16 protein-coding genes are annotated in these 16,576 nt (G+C 60.1%); 11 read left to right on the top strand and 5 right to left on the bottom strand.

The window, feature by feature from the left end; translation table 11 throughout:
- The first annotated feature begins 40 nt into the window (after positions 1–40).
- The 10 genes from LMJ29_RS12975 (at position 41) to LMJ29_RS12930 (ending at position 11,108) form a co-directional block, all read left to right on the top strand.
- Entirely contained in the window at positions 41–1,786 is a 1,746-nt protein-coding gene (locus tag LMJ29_RS12975; RefSeq protein ID WP_229605939.1) for an FAD-dependent monooxygenase, read from the top strand.
- Between the two features lie 37 nt (positions 1,787–1,823).
- Positions 1,824–2,762 (top strand): VOC family protein, encoded by a 939-nt coding sequence (locus LMJ29_RS12970; protein WP_229605938.1) that lies wholly within the window; start codon positions 1,824–1,826, stop codon positions 2,760–2,762.
- A gap of 11 nt (positions 2,763–2,773) precedes the next feature.
- Positions 2,774–4,045 carry an amidohydrolase family protein gene (locus tag LMJ29_RS12965; RefSeq protein WP_229605937.1) on the top strand — a complete coding sequence of 424 codons (1,272 nt, stop codon included), beginning with the start codon at positions 2,774–2,776 and terminating at the stop codon, positions 4,043–4,045.
- Positions 4,045–5,574 carry a carboxylesterase/lipase family protein gene (locus LMJ29_RS12960; RefSeq protein ID WP_229605936.1) on the top strand — a complete coding sequence of 510 codons (1,530 nt, stop codon included), beginning with the start codon at positions 4,045–4,047 and terminating at the stop codon, positions 5,572–5,574. The genes LMJ29_RS12965 and LMJ29_RS12960 overlap by 1 nt, the downstream gene beginning before the upstream one ends.
- Before the next feature lie 5 nt (positions 5,575–5,579).
- Positions 5,580–6,269 carry a flavin reductase family protein gene (locus tag LMJ29_RS12955; protein ID WP_229605935.1) on the top strand — a complete coding sequence of 230 codons (690 nt, stop codon included), beginning with the start codon at positions 5,580–5,582 and terminating at the stop codon, positions 6,267–6,269.
- A 330-nt stretch (positions 6,270–6,599) separates the two neighbouring features.
- On the top strand, positions 6,600–7,343 hold the full coding sequence (locus tag LMJ29_RS12950; protein WP_229605934.1) for a hypothetical protein: 744 nt from the start codon (positions 6,600–6,602) through the stop codon (positions 7,341–7,343).
- Between the two features lie 247 nt (positions 7,344–7,590).
- On the top strand, positions 7,591–7,983 hold the full coding sequence (locus LMJ29_RS12945) for a globin (RefSeq protein ID WP_229605991.1): 393 nt from the start codon (positions 7,591–7,593) through the stop codon (positions 7,981–7,983).
- Between the two features lie 170 nt (positions 7,984–8,153).
- A complete protein-coding gene (locus tag LMJ29_RS12940) occupies positions 8,154–9,344 on the top strand; it encodes a Re/Si-specific NAD(P)(+) transhydrogenase subunit alpha (RefSeq protein WP_229605933.1) in 1,191 nt (396 codons plus the stop codon).
- Positions 9,345–9,354: 10 nt separating this feature from the next.
- Positions 9,355–9,669 carry an NAD(P) transhydrogenase subunit alpha gene (locus LMJ29_RS12935; protein ID WP_041506114.1) on the top strand — a complete coding sequence of 105 codons (315 nt, stop codon included), beginning with the start codon at positions 9,355–9,357 and terminating at the stop codon, positions 9,667–9,669.
- 2 nt (positions 9,670–9,671) lie between these two features.
- Positions 9,672–11,108, top strand: a complete 1,437-nt coding sequence (locus LMJ29_RS12930; protein WP_229605932.1) for an NAD(P)(+) transhydrogenase (Re/Si-specific) subunit beta — start codon at positions 9,672–9,674, stop codon at positions 11,106–11,108.
- Between the two features lie 116 nt (positions 11,109–11,224).
- On the opposite strand, the gene LMJ29_RS12925 is transcribed toward LMJ29_RS12930, so the two are convergent.
- The gene (locus tag LMJ29_RS12925) at positions 11,225–11,491 is read right to left on the bottom strand and encodes a helix-turn-helix domain-containing protein (protein WP_229605931.1); all 267 of its coding nucleotides are present in this window, start codon (positions 11,489–11,491) and stop codon (positions 11,225–11,227) included.
- A gap of 93 nt (positions 11,492–11,584) precedes the next feature.
- Here LMJ29_RS12925 and LMJ29_RS12920 point away from each other — a divergent pair, with 93 nt between their 5' ends.
- Positions 11,585–12,184: a hypothetical protein gene (locus LMJ29_RS12920; protein WP_229605930.1), complete on the top strand. Its 600-nt coding sequence runs from the start codon at positions 11,585–11,587 to the stop codon at positions 12,182–12,184.
- A 330-nt stretch (positions 12,185–12,514) separates the two neighbouring features.
- On the opposite strand, the gene LMJ29_RS12915 is transcribed toward LMJ29_RS12920, so the two are convergent.
- From LMJ29_RS12915 to LMJ29_RS12900, 4 genes are all read right to left on the bottom strand, one after another.
- The gene (locus LMJ29_RS12915; protein ID WP_229605929.1) at positions 12,515–15,244 is read right to left on the bottom strand and encodes a hypothetical protein; all 2,730 of its coding nucleotides are present in this window, start codon (positions 15,242–15,244) and stop codon (positions 12,515–12,517) included.
- Positions 15,241–15,447: a hypothetical protein gene (locus LMJ29_RS12910; RefSeq protein WP_229605928.1), complete on the bottom strand. Its 207-nt coding sequence runs from the start codon at positions 15,445–15,447 to the stop codon at positions 15,241–15,243. Before LMJ29_RS12910 ends, LMJ29_RS12915 begins: the two co-directional genes overlap by 4 nt.
- Entirely contained in the window at positions 15,444–15,659 is a 216-nt protein-coding gene (locus LMJ29_RS12905) for a helix-turn-helix transcriptional regulator (RefSeq protein WP_229605927.1), read from the bottom strand. The genes LMJ29_RS12910 and LMJ29_RS12905 overlap by 4 nt, the downstream gene beginning before the upstream one ends.
- 83 nt (positions 15,660–15,742) lie before the next feature.
- Positions 15,743–16,336 carry a hypothetical protein gene (locus LMJ29_RS12900; protein ID WP_229605926.1) on the bottom strand — a complete coding sequence of 198 codons (594 nt, stop codon included), beginning with the start codon at positions 16,334–16,336 and terminating at the stop codon, positions 15,743–15,745.
- Positions 16,337–16,576 lie beyond the last annotated feature (240 nt).

Genomic DNA, 16,576 nt, shown 5'->3' with positions numbered 1-16,576 from the left:
CCTCACTCAGCGACCAATAAAAACAATAGGAAAAACAGACATGACAGATCTGATCAATGTGGATGTTCTAGTGGTAGGAGCCGGCCCGGCCGGCGCCACCACTGCGGTTTTCCTCGGCAAGCAGGGGATCAATACCCTGATGATTTCCCGCAACCGGGGACCGGCCGACACGCCGCGCGCGCACATCGTCAACCAGCGGGCCATGGAAGTGCTGCGTGATGCCGGCCTGGAGGCGGACTGCCTGGAAGTGGCGGCACCGGCGGAGAATCTGGCCAATACCTTCTTCCTGCGTGGTCTGGCCGGCGAGGAGATGGCGCGCCAGTGGGCCTGGGGCAACAACCCGGCGCGCATGGGCGATGTGCTGACCGCGAGTCCTTGCAGCTTCGTCGATCTGCCGCAGACCAAGATGGAGCCGGTCCTGCTGGCTGAGGCTACCCGTCTGGGCGTCAACGTGCGCTTCGATACCAAGCTGGTGTCGCTGGAGCAGGATGAGCAAGGGGTAACCGCTCTGCTGGTCGATTGCGTCACCGATCGGGAATATTCGGTCCGGGCGAAATATCTGGTGGGTGCCGACGGCGCCAACAGCCGCGTGGCCAGGGACGTCGGGTTGCCCATGGTCGGTAAGGGCGGCCTCGGCTCGGCCTACAACATCCTCTGCGAGATGGACCTGTCTGCCTATACCGCCCACCGCCAGGGTTCGTTGTACCTGATCCTGCAAGGCGGCGTGGCCGAGTGGTCAGGCGTGGTGGTGTTCCGCATGGTGCGGCCGTGGGACAAATGGCTGGTGTCGATCTACATCCCGCCGAACTACGACGGCCCGGATGCCACCACTGAGCAACTGCTGGCGCGTATCCGTACCGCCATCGCCGACCCGGCGGCAGCGGATCTGCCGATCAAGATCCTCAGCACCTCCAAATGGTCGATCAACGACATCCATGCCGAGCATGTCTCGGTCGGCCGGGTGCACTGCGCGGGCGACGCTATCCACCGTCACCCGCCGGCAGCGGCGCTGGGCTCCAACACATGCGTGCAGGACGGCTTCAACCTGGCCTGGAAACTGGCGCTGGTGGTGCAGGGAAAAGCCCATCCGCGGCTGCTCGACAGCTACAACGCCGAGCGCCAGCCGGTCGCCAAGCAGATCGTGCAGCGGGCCAATGCCAGCATGTGGCAGGCCAATGGCCTGGCCGACTACTTGGGCGCCTGCCTGTTCAACGTCTATAGCAACGAGCAGGTGGACGCCAAGCTGGCTAGCCCGGAGGGCCGCCAGGGCTACGAGCAGCAACTGCTCGACACCCGCTACAACGGCGAAGGCCATGGCGTGGAGCTGACCCGCAGCTACCGTTCCGGGGCAGTGGTCGAGGACGGCTCTGCCGAGCCGGAAGTGACCCAGGATCCGGAACTGTATTACCAGCGCTCCACCCGCCCGGGCTCGGCGTTGCCCCACGGCTGGCTGATTACCCGCAAGCCTGGCCCGCTGGTGTCGACCCTGGATCTCGCGGGCAAGGGCAAATTCCACATTTTCACCAGCCATGGTGGCGAAGCCTGGAGGGAGGTCGCACGTCGCGTATCCGAGCGCACTGGCGTGGAAATCGGCGTGACCCTGGTCGGCATCGGCCTGGATTACGAAGACCCCTACCTGGACTGGAAGAACATCCGTGGCATCGAGGACGACGGCTGTGTCTTGGTGCGTCCTGACCTGATAGTCGGCTGGCGTTGCGCGCAACTGCCGGACAACCCCATGCAGCAGCTTGACCAGGTGATGAACAGCATTCTGGGCTGGGCATGACCGGTCGTTTCCAAACACACCAATCGAGAGCGCTGATATGGACAAGACACAACTGATTACCCACCTGCGCCATGTAGGTTTCGCCATGCCGCAGTTGCAGGAACAACGGGCCTTCTACAGCCAGCAGTGGGGGCTGAAAGAAGTGGGCGAGCAGGACGGCGTGTACTACTACGCCGCGGAAGGGTCGAGCGAGCCTTACGTCATCCGCCTGCGCCAGGACGCCAAGAAGCGTGCCGACGTGGTCAGCTTCGGCACCGCCAGCCGCGCCAACGTCGACGCCCTGGCACAGCAACTAAAACAGGACGGCGTCGAGCTGATCCAGGGGCCGGGTGAACTGACCACTCTCGGCGGCGGCTACGGCGTGCGCTTCTTCGACCTGGAAGGCCGCGTCATCGAAGTTTCGGCCGACGTCGAGCCCCGCCAGAGCCGCGAGCTGGAAGCCGGCGAAGCGATTCCGAAAAGCCTCTCGCACTGCGTGTTCAACTCGCCCAACCCGCAGGCGACGGTCGAGTGGTACGAGCAGCACCTGGGCTTTCGCGTGGTGGAAAGCCTGCAGATCCACGGCCGCACCCTGATGTGGTTCATGCGCTGCGCCCATCCCCAGCACCATGTACTGGCCATCGGCAACGCGCCCCATGTGGCCATGCACCACGTTTCCTTCGAGATGCGTGGCATCGATGAGTTCCTGCGCGGCGTGGGCCGCCTCAAGCGCCAGGGCCTCGAGCTGATCTGGGGGCCCGGGCGCCACCAGACCGGCGACAACGCCTACGGCTATTTCGCCGATGCAGCGGGCAATACCGTCGAGTACACCGCCGGCATGAGCGACCTTGACGACGATGCGCCGGCCAGCGTCGGTGACCTGAGCGACCCCGAGGTACTCGACACCTGGGGGACCTCCAGCCCCTGGGGCGAGCACGTCATGCAACACCACTTCAACAGTCCGGACGAGGGGCTGTTCACCGCCCCGCCGCTTTGAGGAGACGCACAATGAAAACGCTGATTATCAATGCCCAGGTGTTTGACGGCAGCGGCAGCCCCCGTTTCCCGGCGGATGTGCTGATCGATGGCCAACGCATCGCCAAGATAGCCGCGTACATCGAGCGCCCGGATGACCCGCAGGTGCGCGTCATCGATGCGGCAGGAGCCACCCTGATGCCGGGCATGGTCGATGGCCATACCCACCTGGGCCTTGGCTCCACCGTGGAGCATCGTTCGCCGCGTACCGAGCCGGAAGAAGAGCAGGCGCTCATCATCAGCCACAACGCGCGGGTCATGCTCGACCATGGCTTCACCAGCATCTACTCCGGCGGCAACCGCCGCCCCCGGGTGGAGGTGGCGCTACGCAAGGCCATCGGCGAAGGCTGGATGCCCGGCCCGAGGCTGCGCGCGGCTTCCTGGGAAGTCAGCGCCGGCACCATGCATGCACCGGCCGCCACGCTCAAACCGACCTCGCCAGCCGACCACATCGGCGCCGACGACCGTGAGCCGATCACCGAACAGGTCCGGCAGTTCGTGCATGACATGGCCGACATCGGCGTGGATGTCGTCAAGATGCCCATTACCGGGGAAAGTGCGCTGGTCGAATACACCTCTCGCGTGATGGAGTTCAAGGACGAGGAAATTGCCGCCGCCGGCGAGGTCGCACGCGAGCGCGGCATCTGGCTGACCGCCCACGCGCATTCCTCCGAAGGCATGCAGATGGCCGTGCGCCATGGTTTCCGGGTGATCTATCACGCCACCTACATGGATGACGAAACCATCGAGATGGTGGCCAATGCGCCCAGCCCGATCTTCATCGCCCCTTCCCCCGGCAGCCTGTGGATGATGGGCAATATGGATCAGCCGCCGTCCCCCGGCATGGAGGTCGAGGAAGCCATCCACAGTCTGCGCGAGGTCGTGCCGAAGATGCTCAAGGCCGGCCTTCTGGTGGTGCCCGGCAGCGATTACGGGTTCGGTTTCAACCCCATCGGCCTGAACGCCAAGGACCTTGAGCTGTTCGTCGACTGGTTCGGCATGACGCCCTGCCAGGCCCTGCGCGCGGCCACCGAGCTGGGCGGCCAGTTGATGGGTATGGGCGACGAACTGGGCCTGGTACGGCAGGGCTTTCTCGCCGACCTGCTGCTGGTCGAGGGCGACCCGACCGAGAACGTCGCCATCCTGCAAGACCCCAAGCGCCTGTCGATGATTATGCAGGACGGCAAGCTGTACAAGCTGGCGGCCCATCGCAGCACCAGCTCTTCTAAGGCGGAAGTCGCTTGATGAGCGCCAGGGTAGGGGGGGCCGATTCAGAAGCCTTGGTACGCGTTGCAACTAGCAGCGGTCGCCTCATTGGCAAGAAGGTTGGCACCGTCAGCGTCTTCAAGGGGATTCCTTATGCGACTCCGCCGGTTGGAGCGCTACGGTGGCAACCACCGCGACCCCAGCTGCCCTGGGATGGCGACCGTTTGGCGCTTGAGTTCGGGCCGGCACCTATGCAGGTGCTGCCTCCGCGCTCGTCATTGATGTATCGGCTCAACCATGATGAAGCTAATGCGTTGGTCATGAGTGAGGATTGCCTGTATCTCAATGTGTGGAGCCCGGATCCGTCGCCTAGAGCGAATCTCCCCGTTCTGGTGTGGATCCATGGCGGCGCGAACAAAACTGGCCACGGCGGCCAGGATTTGTTTGACGGCAGTCGCCTGGCTGCACGTGGCATGGTGGTGGTTACTGTCAATATGCGGCTCGGGGCACTGGGGTTCCTTTCCTTGCCCGCTTTGATTGCGGAGGATCCACTTGGGTCCTCTGGCAATTACGGGGTGCAGGATGTGGCTGCCGCACTGCTCTGGGTGCAAGAGAACGTAACCGCGTTCGGTGGTGACCCAGCCAGAGTGACCGTCGGAGGTAATTCCGCGGGGGCCGCGACGGTGACCCATCTAATGGCCGCCCCTGGGATGCGCGGCCTGTTCCGAGCAGCCATCGGGCAGAGTGCGTCGGGGATGTTTCGGCCTGAAGGCCGCATGCTGAATCAACGGGAAGCAGCCGAGCTTGGCCTTGCCGCTGTCTCCTCGCTCGGCAGCACACTTGAGCAACTTCGCGATCTGCCGGCGACGGCGTTCTTGGGCATTCCGCCTCAGGGCGTCATTGTCGATGGTCGTCTGCTGGTTGAGGAAACAACGAAGGTCTTTTTGGAGGGAAGGCAGGTAGCAGTGCCGCTGCTGGTGGGTTGGAATGCGGACGAGGGCAGCCTATTCGCTTCCAATGCGGAGGACGGTTTCAAGAGCTTGTCTTGTTCTCAGCACGCTCGCGCCATTCTGGACAGAACCTATCCCTTGGAGTCAGTTGGTGAAGGGCTCTCAGCCCGCCGAGCGTTGATTGGCGATAAACGCTTTACCTACCCGGTTTGGCGCTGGGCTCGTACCCATGCCGAAACCTCGGCCGCGCCGACGTGGCTGTACGAATTCGACCATCAGCTGCCATTGCCTGATGACGTTCCACCTCCTCCAGATGGGGAGCGGGATTATGGGGCATTCCATACTGCGGAAGTGCCATATACATGGGACAACCTCGCCATGCGGCCGTGGGAGTGGAGCGACGCCGATCACAACATTGCACAACAACTGGCAGATGCCTGGACCAGATTTGTTGCTGACGGAGACCCCAATGGCAGCGGTCTACCAATATGGAGAAAATTCAATGCTTCGTGTGATGAGCATTTAATGATATTTGGCGAAACAACAAAGCCTGGGCGTGCATCTCGTCGTGAGGCATTTGATGTTTTTGACAAGATTAATTTCCGAATTAATTGGTGAGTGAAATGAAGCAAACCAGTTTTGGTGAGGAGGCGCTGCGCCTTGGAAGTCAGGATTCTGACAATTTTATTTCGTACGCGCAGAGTTCGGTTCTAAACGCTTTGCCATTCGACCCGTATGCTGCGATCGTTGGTCCGCGTCCGATTGGCTGGATGGGCACGCGATCCAAAGAGGGGGTTGCAAATCTTTCTCCGTACAGTTTTTTCAATGCGCTGAATCACAATCCACCTCTCCTCGGTTTCGCTAGTATTGGTTACAAGGATACTATTAGGAATATTGAGGAGACTGGCGAGTTCACTTGGAACCTGGTTTCTCGAGATATCGCCTCGCAGATGAATCAGTCGAGTGTCTCTGCTCCGCCAAATGTCGACGAGTTCGATATGGTGGGGTTGACCAAGGCATCCAGTCGGTTAATTGGCGCGCCGCGGGTGGCGGAGTCGCCAGTGAGTCTTGAATGTCGTCTTTCTCAAGTTGTTCGGCTTAAGGATTCTCGGGGTGAGGATCTGGATACATGGTTTGTCTATGGCGAGGTCGTTTACGTCCATATTCGCAAGGACCTGCTTGATGAAGGTGTTTACAATACGGTAAGGGCGCGGCCCGTGTTTCGTGGTGGGGGGTTGTCGGATTACTTCGAGATCATCGAGGCTTGCCGTTTTGCCATGCGTAAGCCGGAAGACTACAAGCATGATAAATAGGGCTGTTGAGGTTTGCACTTTGTTGGAAGGGCGCCTGATCGCTATTGCGATGGAAACTTTTAGCTCTTAGGGGCGGTACGAAAAGTCAGCCGCACGAAGGTCGGGCAACGCCTCGGTGGCACACAAAAAGTGGCGAGGAAGCGGAGTTTACTGGTCATAAATGAGCATGACTCGCTTTGCTCGCCCATTCGGCGTCGCCCTTGGGGGTGTTCAGGGGCAAGCCACTGTCAGAGTCGCTTTTCAATACAGCATGACCAAACGCAGGCACTTTTTGTACCGAGCTTAGTGGTGTGGTGGCTGCCGCATGGTCTTGGATTCAATGGAGGAGTCGTGAGCATGAGAGCGAGTTTTCTTGGCTGGATAATTGGATCGTTGATGTCGCTGGTATCCCTTGGTGCGCAAGCTGGGGAAAACGTTTTGGACCGGATCCAATTACTGCGCAGCGAAAGCTTTCGAGCTTGCGCGAGCATCCTTTTGAGCTATGACCCTTATGCGAGGACTTTCGACAGGGCAGAGACTGACAGCTACCAGAGTAGTCTTGAAAAAATGGCAGAGGTGGTTAGTTCCCCAGATTTGGCTGGAGTCAAAGAAGAGTACTCGTCTTTTTCCAGCTCCATCAAGGCATTGGAGTCAAGTACCCAGGATGCGTCGGTGTTTTCAGTCAATGATGTGCTTGTGGCGCAGGCAAGGTTGATTGCCGCTGCAGATAAGCTCTATTCGTGGTATTTCTCGGATGGGAATACGGTCAAGCGTAAGCTTCATGAGTTGAGCCTCGAGAAGAGTAAGCTCCTGGTTATCTACCAAGCCAGACCCTATGGGGGAGTGGTGAACTATCCTGGAGTTCTGCTGGATGAGAACACACTACCATCGATGGATGCGCTAATAACTAGCGATCTTGAAGTGTTGCGCAAATCCATTCCAGAGTCTGCACTGGAGCTTGATGATATACAGCGAAGCTACGCATTTGTTAGGCCAAGGATCCTTGATGTGCGGAAGAAATTTGTGGCTGACGGCGTCAAGTACTATTTGGGAAGAAATATTGATCGACTTGATGCGATAGCCAGTAAGTTGTGAGTTTGCGCAGCCTCAGAACCCAGTTGGTCATCTAGAGCTGTACTGCTCCGCTGTTGTCTGACAACGGGGCGGACATGGGTTGTGATTTGTAACTCGATTGGCGCTGGTGGCTTAGTTTCCTCGCATAGAAGCAAAGATGGAGTTTTTTGTAAGAGCCTGTCCGGTTTTTTACGGTATTGCTTTATCTGTTGGATTTTGGTCGGCAGGGCAGGGCAGACGAGTGTCGTTTGATATGGTGGGGTGCTTCATGGAGCCTGTTAGTAGGGTGATGCAGAGCTATGGGCGCTGCTGTTCAAGCTTGAAGTTCTTTGATGATTTCTATGAGCACTTTCTGGCTAGTTCGCCAGCAGTCAGAGAATATTTTGTAAATGCCGACTTTGCTGCGCAGAAGCATCTGTTGAGGGCGGGGGTACTGAACTTGGTGCTCTACGCGCGAGGAATGCCTGATACGAAGCTGCGTGCGCTTGGTCAAAGCCACTCTCGTGTGGCTCTTGATATTAAGCCTGAACTTTATGATCTTTGGATTGAGGCTTTTTTACGTGCTGTCAAGGAGCATGACATTCAAGCAACTGACACGGATATCTTGGCTTGGCGAGAGGTTCTGAACAAAGGGATCAGCTTGATCAAGTCCTTCTATTGATCGCCAGTGAGTTAATCCATATCCCCTTGGAACGAACTACAAAATTCGTAATGCTTTCAATTCAGGACGTTGTCGGCCATCTGGGCTTTGAGTAATACCGTGGCCGCTACGCCTGCTTGTTTGGGCAATACGCCTCCTCAGCTACACGATATTTTCCAGGAGATCTGCCCATGCTGATCGGCATCCCCCTCGAAACCCACACCGGCGAGAGCCGCGTGGCTGCCACGCCGGAAACGGTGAAGAAACTCGTCGGCCAGGGCCATACGGTCGTCGTCCAGGCCGGTGCCGGCGTTGCCGCCAGCCTGCCGGACGATGCCTATGTCGCCGCCGGCGCGCGCATCGGCACCGCGTCTGAGGCCTTCGGCGCCGAACTGGTGCTCAAGGTCGTCGCCCCCGATGAGGCCGAGCTGGCCCTGATGCAGCCCGGCGCCGTGCTGGTCGGCATGCTCAACCCGTTCGACAACGCCAACCTGGCGCGCATGACCGAGCGCGGCATCACCGCCTTCGCCCTCGAGGCCGCCCCGCGCACCTCGCGCGCGCAAAGCCTCGACGTCTTGTCCTCGCAGGCCAATATCGCCGGCTACAAGGCGGTGATGCTCGCCGCCAACCACTACCCGCGCTTCATGCCGATGCTGATGACCGCCGCCGGTACCGTGAAGGCCGCCCGCGTGCTGGTGCTCGGCGCCGGCGTGGCCGGCCTGCAGGCCATCGCCACCGCCAAGCGCCTGGGCGCGGTGATCGAGGCCTCCGACGTACGTCCGGCGGTCAAGGAGCAGATCGAGTCCTTGGGCGCCAAGTTCGTCGACGTGCCGTTCGAAACGGATGAAGAGCGCGAGTGCGCCCAGGGCGTGGGCGGCTACGCCCGGCCCATGCCGGCCTCGTGGATGGAACGCCAGGCCAAGGCGGTGCATGAAAAGGCCAAACAGGCCGATATCGTGATCACCACCGCGCTGATCCCCGGGCGCAAGGCGCCAACCCTGCTACACGCGGCCACCGTCGCCGAGATGAAGCCCGGCTCGGTGATCATCGACCTGGCCGCGGCCCAGGGCGGCAACTGTCCGCTGACCGAGGTCGACCGGGTGGTGGTCAAGCACGGCGTGACCCTCGTCGGCCATACCAACCTGCCGGCCTTGGTGCCGGCCGATGCCTCGGCCCTCTATGCGCGCAACCTGCTGGACTTCCTCAAGCTGATCCTCGACAAGGACGGCAACTTCCAGCTCAACCGCGAGGACGACATCGTCGCCGCCTGCCTGATGTGCCAGGGCGGCCAGCTGGTGCGGGTCAATGGCGGCGCTGCCGCTCCCTCGGCCCCTGCGACTCCTGCTGCTTCCGCCGCTTCCGCCCCCCAAGCCACCGCCTAAGGACACTGCCATGGACCCGATCTCCGACGGTCTCTACAACCTGATCATCTTCGTGCTGGCGATCTACGTCGGCTACCACGTGGTGTGGAACGTCACCCCGGCCCTGCACACCCCGCTGATGGCGGTCACCAACGCCATCTCCGCCATCGTCATCGTCGGCGCCATGCTGGCCGCCGCGCTGACCGAAACCGGCCTGGGCAAGACCATGGGCACCCTGGCCGTGGCGCTGGCCGCGGTCAACGTGTTCGGCGGCTTCCTGGTCACCCGGCGCATGCTGGAAATGTTCAAGAAGAAAGACAAGCCGGCCAAGGCGGAGGCGCACTGAAGATGAGCATGAACCTGATCACCGCCCTCTACCTGGTCGCCTCGGTGTTCTTTATCCAGGCACTGAAAGGGCTCTCGCATCCCACCAGCTCGCGCCGGGGCAACGCCTTCGGCATGGCTGGCATGGCGATCGCCGTGCTCACCACCGTCGCGCTGATCTACAAGCTCGGCGCGCAGATGGGCGAAGGCGCCGGCATCGGCTACGTGCTGCTCGGCCTGCTGGTCGGCGGCAGCGCCGGCACCGTGATGGCCAAGCGCGTGGAAATGACCAAGATGCCCGAGCTGGTCGCCTTCATGCACAGCATGATCGGCCTGGCCGCGGTGTTTATCGCCGTGGCGGCCGTCGTGGAGCCGCAGTCGCTGGGCATCGTCGCCGCCCTGGGCGATGCCATCCCCGCCGGCAACCGCCTGGAGCTGTTCCTCGGCGCGGCCATCGGCGCGATCACCTTCTCCGGTTCGGTGATCGCCTTCGGCAAGCTCTCCGGCAAGTACAAGTTCCGCCTGTTCCAGGGCGCCCCGGTGACCTTCGCCGGCCAGCACTGGCTGAACCTGGCGGTGGGCCTGGCGATCGTCGGCCTGGGTCTGGCCTTCACCTTCACCGGTAATCTCACCGCGTTTGCCGTGCTGGTGGCGCTGGCCTTCGTGATCGGCGTGCTGATCATCATCCCGATCGGCGGCGCCGACATGCCGGTGGTGGTGTCGATGCTCAACAGCTACTCGGGCTGGGCGGCCGCCGGGATCGGTTTCTCGCTGAACAACTCGATGCTGATCGTCGCCGGCTCCCTGGTGGGTTCCTCGGGTGCGATCCTCTCCTACATCATGTGCAAGGCGATGAACCGCTCGTTCTTCAACGTGATCCTCGGCGGCTTCGGCGCCGAAGCCGGCGCCACCGTGGCCGGTTCCCAGGAGCAGCGTCCGGTGAAGAGCGGCTCGGCCGACGATGCCGCGTTCCTGCTGGGCAACGCCGACAGCGTGATCATCGTGCCGGGCTACGGTCTGGCGGTGGCCCGTGCCCAGCACGCGCTGATGGAGCTGACCGAGAAGCTGACCCACCGCGGGGTGACCGTGAAGTACGCGATCCACCCGGTGGCCGGGCGCATGCCCGGGCATATGAACGTGCTGCTGGCCGAGGCCGAGGTGCCCTACGAGCAGGTGTTCGAGATGGAGGACATCAACCCCGAGTTCGGCCAGGCCGACGTGGTGCTGGTGCTGGGCGCCAACGACGTGGTCAACCCCTCGGCCAAGACCGATCCGAAGTCGCCGATCGCCGGCATGCCGATCCTCGATGCGTACAAGGCGCGCACCGTGATCGTCAACAAGCGCTCGATGGCCAGCGGTTACGCGGGTCTGGACAACGAGCTGTTCTACATGGACAAGACCATGATGGTGTTCGGCGACGCCAAGAAGGTGGTCGAGGACATGGTCAAGGCGGTGGAGTGAGATGATTTTTTCCGCTGCGTAGCATGATCACGCAGCTTTTTCACGGTCGCCTCCGGGCGACCGTTTTTTTTGAAGGGGCGCCCGGCAGGGCGCACTTACTCCGAGGTGTAAGCCCTCTACTTGCTCTGCATCGGGAGGGGGGCGCCGATCGGCAGGGAGGGCGATTCCTGATGGATTGTGGGAAGAAGCGAGGCTGGCTCACACTGCAACGCAGAGGCAAGCCTATACAGCTTCTCGATGGTGATGTTCACCTCACCCCGCTCAATCCGCCCCATGTAGCTCCGGTCCAGCCCGCAAACGTATGCCAGGTTGTCCTGAGACAAGCCTCGTGCCTTCCTCTGCGCTCGAATTTTTGCGCCTAAAGCCTTCGTTAGCTGGTCCATACCACCTCACACCCTTTGAGGCGGGACTATCTTGCGTTGCGGATTGATCGGCCACGGACTATAGTCCGCATTTTTTGCTGTTCCGGAGGGGACATGAGCCCGAACCAGATCACCGTCGATGAGGATCTGCATGGCCTGATGATGCAGAGTGACAAATTCACTGCCCGCGAGCTCACCGATGCCTATACCCAATCCCGGCAAAAGGTCTGCCTGAATGTCCCCCTGACTGCGGATCAATTCCGGCACCATGTGTCCGAGCACATAATGCGCATGCTGGAGGTGGGGTGGGTAAAGCGGGTCAGGGTGTATGGAGGGGCGGATCAGGCTTTTAAGCTGATGGCAAAACCTCTGAATCTCGAGGTGACCTTCATCAGTCGCGATAAGCCGGTGAGGCGACGCTCTCCTAGGAGGCGGAAAGAAGCGAATGTACCGGTATCGCAAGAGCCCGTTAGCAGAGGACCCGCTTGCGCGCGTACTGAGCCCAAGAGGTATTTAGGAGAGCTTCATGAAGAGATTCGGAGCGATTTCCTTTCCGCTATGGGAGAAGCAGAGCGCTATCAGCAGCTCATTGAGGTAATGCCTCATCTCAAAGGCAAGCTTGAAGGGGCGTATCTTGACGCCAGGGATCGCAGGGCGCGTCTGCAGGGGCATCTACGAGCCGTCCAGACAACACTCTCAATGCTGAGAGCATGAATCGCCATCAGTCGCTCAGGGTCCCCCCTGGCCGCTGGCGGGCTACCGGGGCAGCGCCGAGCGTGGTTTTCGGGAATTTTCATAAGATGTATTAGAATTCCCTCGTTTATAGATGGTGGTTATAAAGATGGCGCTGTTTGAGGGCCGAAAGCGCTATGGTGCGAGTCCAAATTATTAACCTCAGGTAGACGTGGCGCGTGAGGGGGCATTTGGGGGTTTGGGGGGTTATTTCTGCGATGTAACCTTTCATTTACTTTGGAATTCTATAGACACCGTATAGGAAAAACCCCCAAAACCCCAAATCCTCCCTCAGCCAGGGCTACCGATGTGCTAGCCGATCAGATCCTGCTCCTCATCCAATCCCGCCGGAGGTGTTACTTGGCGCACGCACCAACCCGGTTGTTTTTTGGGCCCATCGCCCTTGCTGAAGCGTAAGCCGCTCACTACTCGGCCATAGTGCCGGCGCAGGTAGCCCGCCAAGCTTTTGTCCGTCAGATCGCCGCGGGCGGAAGCAATCCCGTCCAGCACTTCAATCAAGTTGGCTTCCTCTGGAGATGTTCCATGCAGCCCGGAACTCCGCAGCGCCATCAACTCGCGGACCTGCACTGTCCGCCCACCGAATAGGCTCCACCAAGCATCGAGGAAAGCTGCAAGCTGCTGATGCTGGGGGTCTTCTACTTTGTTCAGGTTCAGCGCTTCTAGCGGATCTGACATTGGAACGGGGGTTACGCCTTCTTGGATCAACCAGCAGACGCACTGCCGGATGAGCCGTTCCCATTCCTCGAAGCTGCCGAGCCCTCCTGGTCCTACGCGGGGCGCTCCGGCCTTTTGAAAGGACAGCAGCACGGACAATAGATCCGCCCGGAACGCATCCAGGCGCGAGCGGATAACGTCCTTCGGATTGAAGTCGAATCGGCGGGTTTCCGGTGCTTCACAGTTAGCATCCAGGCTTATCGGTAAAATGCGGCGGAAAGTGTCTCCACCAGCGCCCACATTGTTTCCGTTCAGTACAAACAAAGCACGGTTCGGAACTTTGCGAGTTTCTGACTTACCTAAGATGCGACCGCTCGGGTTGCCGTTGGTAAGGAATGCGCATAAGGCGCTGTTGTCGATTGAGCCTGTCAAATTATCCAGGATCATGCCGAGGCAGCCCGTCAGCAAATGGGCAAAAAGACGTTTCTCCACTTCGTCCGGGTTGTCCGGCATGGGCATCGCGGACGGTGATTTGATACCGAGTAGCAGCATCAAGCATTCAGACAGCAGGGTCTTGCCAGTGCCAGGTGTGTGGGCACGTGCTAGAAACGCCGGAGCTGTTGCCAGCGCAGCACGGCAAACGGTCGTGAGCAGTGCGGCTAGGAAAACGCCCCGGCTCATATCATCTGCAAACGGGAAGCCCTCGAAAGGCTGCCAGATCCGCTTCAGGGCCTCCACCAGTCCCTGGCGGTCGAGTGCCTGCACCGGCGGCTTTCCCGGATTTCCTTCCAGATATAGCAGTCCGGTTGCGGCATCGAAACCAGGGTTTTCCGCAATACTCCCGTCAGGGCGCATGAATGGATAGGTCACCACAGCAGTAACGTGGGGGATCCCCCACTCGCCGCGAGCAGCAATCAGACGCTGGGCCAGTCGTTCCGGGCAGTCTGCACGCTTCATTTCTTTTTCCCGCGCGTCGTAACGCTGGAAGCAGAAAATCGTTTCCAAGTGGTTTTGCAACCAGTGGGGTGACACACTGATCAGCTCGCCATCAGCTACACGCACCAGCTCTCCGGAGCGATCAAATACCACACCATCAAGGCGAAGACGCTCCAGTACTTGGGTCACTGCACCTGAAAGCCCGCCGGCCACAAGGGTGAGTGTCTCTACTGGCCGGTACAACTGATAGCGGACTCCGCCGTGAGCATGGCTAAACAGGTATGGGCTCCCTCCGCTTTTGAGGTTTGCCCAGGCAATACGGCAGTCTCGGTTGCCATACTCTGGTTCCAGGGGGTCGTAGAACCGTTCGCCATGCCAGCGGTCGGGCTCATCCAGGATCTCTCCCACGGTCACATCCTTCCCGCTGGAATGGATCAGTGGGTAGTCCCCAAGAAGGCGGCGGTTATCGATTGCTTGCTGTAGACAGTTACTGAGTTCCTCTTGGAGGCGGTTGGGCACGGAGTGAGCAGTCGCCATACGCTCGGCCACCCATGCTTCACGGGCCGCTTGCTGCTTTGCAAGCAAGTCCGAGGCATTGCAGGCCTCCCGTTGAATCGCCTTTAGGCGTTCGGTTTCTTCGTTGGACAGCGATGGTAGGGCAATAGCTAGATCCACCGGAGAGGCTTCATTGTTGAGGAAGCGCGGGGCAGGTCGACGGCACTCCAGTGGAGGAATACATACAGGTGGCGCGGCAAAGTCTAAACGGTTGGGCTGCCATACGTTTGAATCGACAGGCGCCCGCATCAACAGACTGCCTGAGCGGCTAACCTCGACGCCCCCGTACCCGGCCAGCCACAGGCGCTCAAACAGCGCTTTGCCCGCCCTCGGGATGTCGCGCGCGTCCGCGACCAAAATGTAAAGCCGTTGCCCGCGGATTCCTGTTACCTGCTCTCCGGTTTCGCCATTCCAGATTTCCGAGCTGCTGGACGTGCTCCAGACCATAGGTGCCGGCTTCAGGCCAGGGGCTGCCTCGAATATTATCGACGACAGTTGCTCACAGCTTAAGGCGTCCCCGTCTTTAGGCGGGTCATAGTCGAGCATTAGCCAGCCTGGCCCAGGGTTCCAGGTGAAAAAGTCATTCGTCCTGGCGATGGCACCCGTTTTGCCCTCTCTCGGCAAGTGCGCCTCTAGCTTGTCTGCGGTGACTACGAAGTGATGATCTGCGGGGGGGAGTCCGAATGTCAGTGCTTGAGTCGGGGCAAGTCCACTCAGCAGGGAGGCCAGATCCTCCGGGGTGGCCGCCGCTACGCGGTCGGCGAACCCGTTGATCAACTGTCCGGCACTTAGCTTGTAAGGCTCCCCTTCCTGCAAGCTCCAGGTTTTCGTCAGATACGTGGGGTTGGTGCTCGTGATTCGCGTCAAGATGGTCATGCGCGTTCCCCCCGGCGAAGGATCAGGCTGCCCTCATCAAGGTGGTGAGCCAGACTCCGGGCACCTCCAAGCAGGTGGAGCGCGGCGCGCTTGTAATTGTTGGCTACGTTACGAGCAAAGTAGTCGGCAGGATCGGTCACCTCGATGCGACCGCTCAGCTCTAGCAGGTCGCTGGCGATTTTCCTCAGTTGGTCGGGAGTCATACGTCACCCTCCCGGCGATCCAGGCGGGTAGCGATCCAGGCTTCGACCTCAAGCGAATCCCATCCGACAGCGCGCTGACCGATCTTGCGCGGCTTCGGAAAGTTCCCGCATGCGGCCAAGTGGTAAATCCAGGCGCGGCAGAAGCCAGTAGCGGCCACGACTTCGGGGAGTCGCAGTACGCGGCGAGGGATGTTTGTGGGGGTAGCTGCCATGACGTTTCCTCAGCAGTAGCATTGGATATACGTCGCTAGCTTCCTGGTTATGGGGATGTCGGGTCGAAGACAGATACTCTGGGTTATTTGTCGCGGCTCTGGCGGTAGCTCAATTGGCTGTACGGTGACTTGTCCCAGTACCGGGTAGCCTCTCGTAGAAGGTTGCGACCAGGCTCCTCTCGCCAAGTGTCCGGCACAAGATCGGGGCGCTGCTCGGTAGCGTCCGCGCAGGCTGCTTCAAACGACAGCCCCGGCGTCTCCCGATAGATCCGGCAGGCCAAGGCGTACAAGGCTTCTACCTTCGGGTTGTGGATTCGACGTTTGCCGGGCTTGCCCCTTGGCAGCTTGCCTGCTGCGAATGCCAACGCAAAGAAGCGTTGGAATGCGGGTGCCTTGAATACGCCGGGGTGAACTCTTCGCGCATCTTCAAAGGTCAGCAGCCCGGCTCGGATGTCGCGTTCAAATTCGATAGCTTTCTCGTTAGTGAGCCAGTCACTGAATAGTCGGACACCCAGAGTCGCTCTGGCGGTGTCGGAGTCCAGAGCAACCGCACGCGGTATTCCATGGGCTTCCATATGGTCGAGGAAGTCACCGAAACGTTCCGGGTAATGACTAATCCAGCCAGTTAGCTCGCCCGAATCATCAGCGAACAAAAATCGGAATCCGTTGGCAACCATACGGACATCCTGGACCTGAATGGGGCATCCGCGCCGAACTATGCCCGTCGTCAACGTCTCAGGGAGTTGGAGCGAAACAAGGTTGCCGTCGGGTAGCCGAAGGGTAATACCATGGGTCATTCGTGCGCCTCCACAGGTCTGTTCAAGTGTCATGGATACTGGTAGGGCGGGTAGTAGATGTTCCGTTTTTGTGCCGTCGAGCTACGCAGGTTCAATCAGTAGTAGGAGCTGGCGAGGAAG

The organism is Pseudomonas oryzagri, assembly GCF_020831405.1.
GTDB classification, from domain to species: domain Bacteria; phylum Pseudomonadota; class Gammaproteobacteria; order Pseudomonadales; family Pseudomonadaceae; genus Geopseudomonas; species Geopseudomonas oryzagri.
Note: the sequence above shows the minus strand (reverse complement) of the source record. Positions and strands in the feature narration are given on the sequence as shown.

What these genes read in the sequence shown, in the direction of transcription:
- LMJ29_RS12975 (WP_229605939.1), top strand. Translation starts at nt 41, where the DNA reads ATGACAGATCTGATCAATGTGGATGTTCTAGTGGTAGGAGCCGGCCCG.
- LMJ29_RS12970 (WP_229605938.1), top strand. Translation starts at nt 1,824, where the DNA reads ATGGACAAGACACAACTGATTACCCACCTGCGCCATGTAGGTTTCGCC.
- LMJ29_RS12965 (WP_229605937.1), top strand. Translation starts at nt 2,774, where the DNA reads ATGAAAACGCTGATTATCAATGCCCAGGTGTTTGACGGCAGCGGCAGC.
- LMJ29_RS12960 (WP_229605936.1), top strand. Translation starts at nt 4,045, where the DNA reads ATGAGCGCCAGGGTAGGGGGGGCCGATTCAGAAGCCTTGGTACGCGTT.
- LMJ29_RS12955 (WP_229605935.1), top strand. Translation starts at nt 5,580, where the DNA reads ATGAAGCAAACCAGTTTTGGTGAGGAGGCGCTGCGCCTTGGAAGTCAG.
- LMJ29_RS12945 (WP_229605991.1), top strand. Translation starts at nt 7,591, where the DNA reads ATGGAGCCTGTTAGTAGGGTGATGCAGAGCTATGGGCGCTGCTGTTCA.
- LMJ29_RS12940 (WP_229605933.1), top strand. Translation starts at nt 8,154, where the DNA reads ATGCTGATCGGCATCCCCCTCGAAACCCACACCGGCGAGAGCCGCGTG.
- LMJ29_RS12935 (WP_041506114.1), top strand. Translation starts at nt 9,355, where the DNA reads ATGGACCCGATCTCCGACGGTCTCTACAACCTGATCATCTTCGTGCTG.
- LMJ29_RS12930 (WP_229605932.1), top strand. Translation starts at nt 9,672, where the DNA reads ATGAGCATGAACCTGATCACCGCCCTCTACCTGGTCGCCTCGGTGTTC.
- LMJ29_RS12925 (WP_229605931.1), bottom strand. Translation starts at nt 11,491, where the DNA reads ATGGACCAGCTAACGAAGGCTTTAGGCGCAAAAATTCGAGCGCAGAGG.
- LMJ29_RS12920 (WP_229605930.1), top strand. Translation starts at nt 11,585, where the DNA reads ATGAGCCCGAACCAGATCACCGTCGATGAGGATCTGCATGGCCTGATG.
- LMJ29_RS12915 (WP_229605929.1), bottom strand. Translation starts at nt 15,244, where the DNA reads ATGACCATCTTGACGCGAATCACGAGCACCAACCCCACGTATCTGACG.
- LMJ29_RS12910 (WP_229605928.1), bottom strand. Translation starts at nt 15,447, where the DNA reads ATGACTCCCGACCAACTGAGGAAAATCGCCAGCGACCTGCTAGAGCTG.
- LMJ29_RS12905 (WP_229605927.1), bottom strand. Translation starts at nt 15,659, where the DNA reads ATGGCAGCTACCCCCACAAACATCCCTCGCCGCGTACTGCGACTCCCC.
- LMJ29_RS12900 (WP_229605926.1), bottom strand. Translation starts at nt 16,336, where the DNA reads ATGGTTGCCAACGGATTCCGATTTTTGTTCGCTGATGATTCGGGCGAG.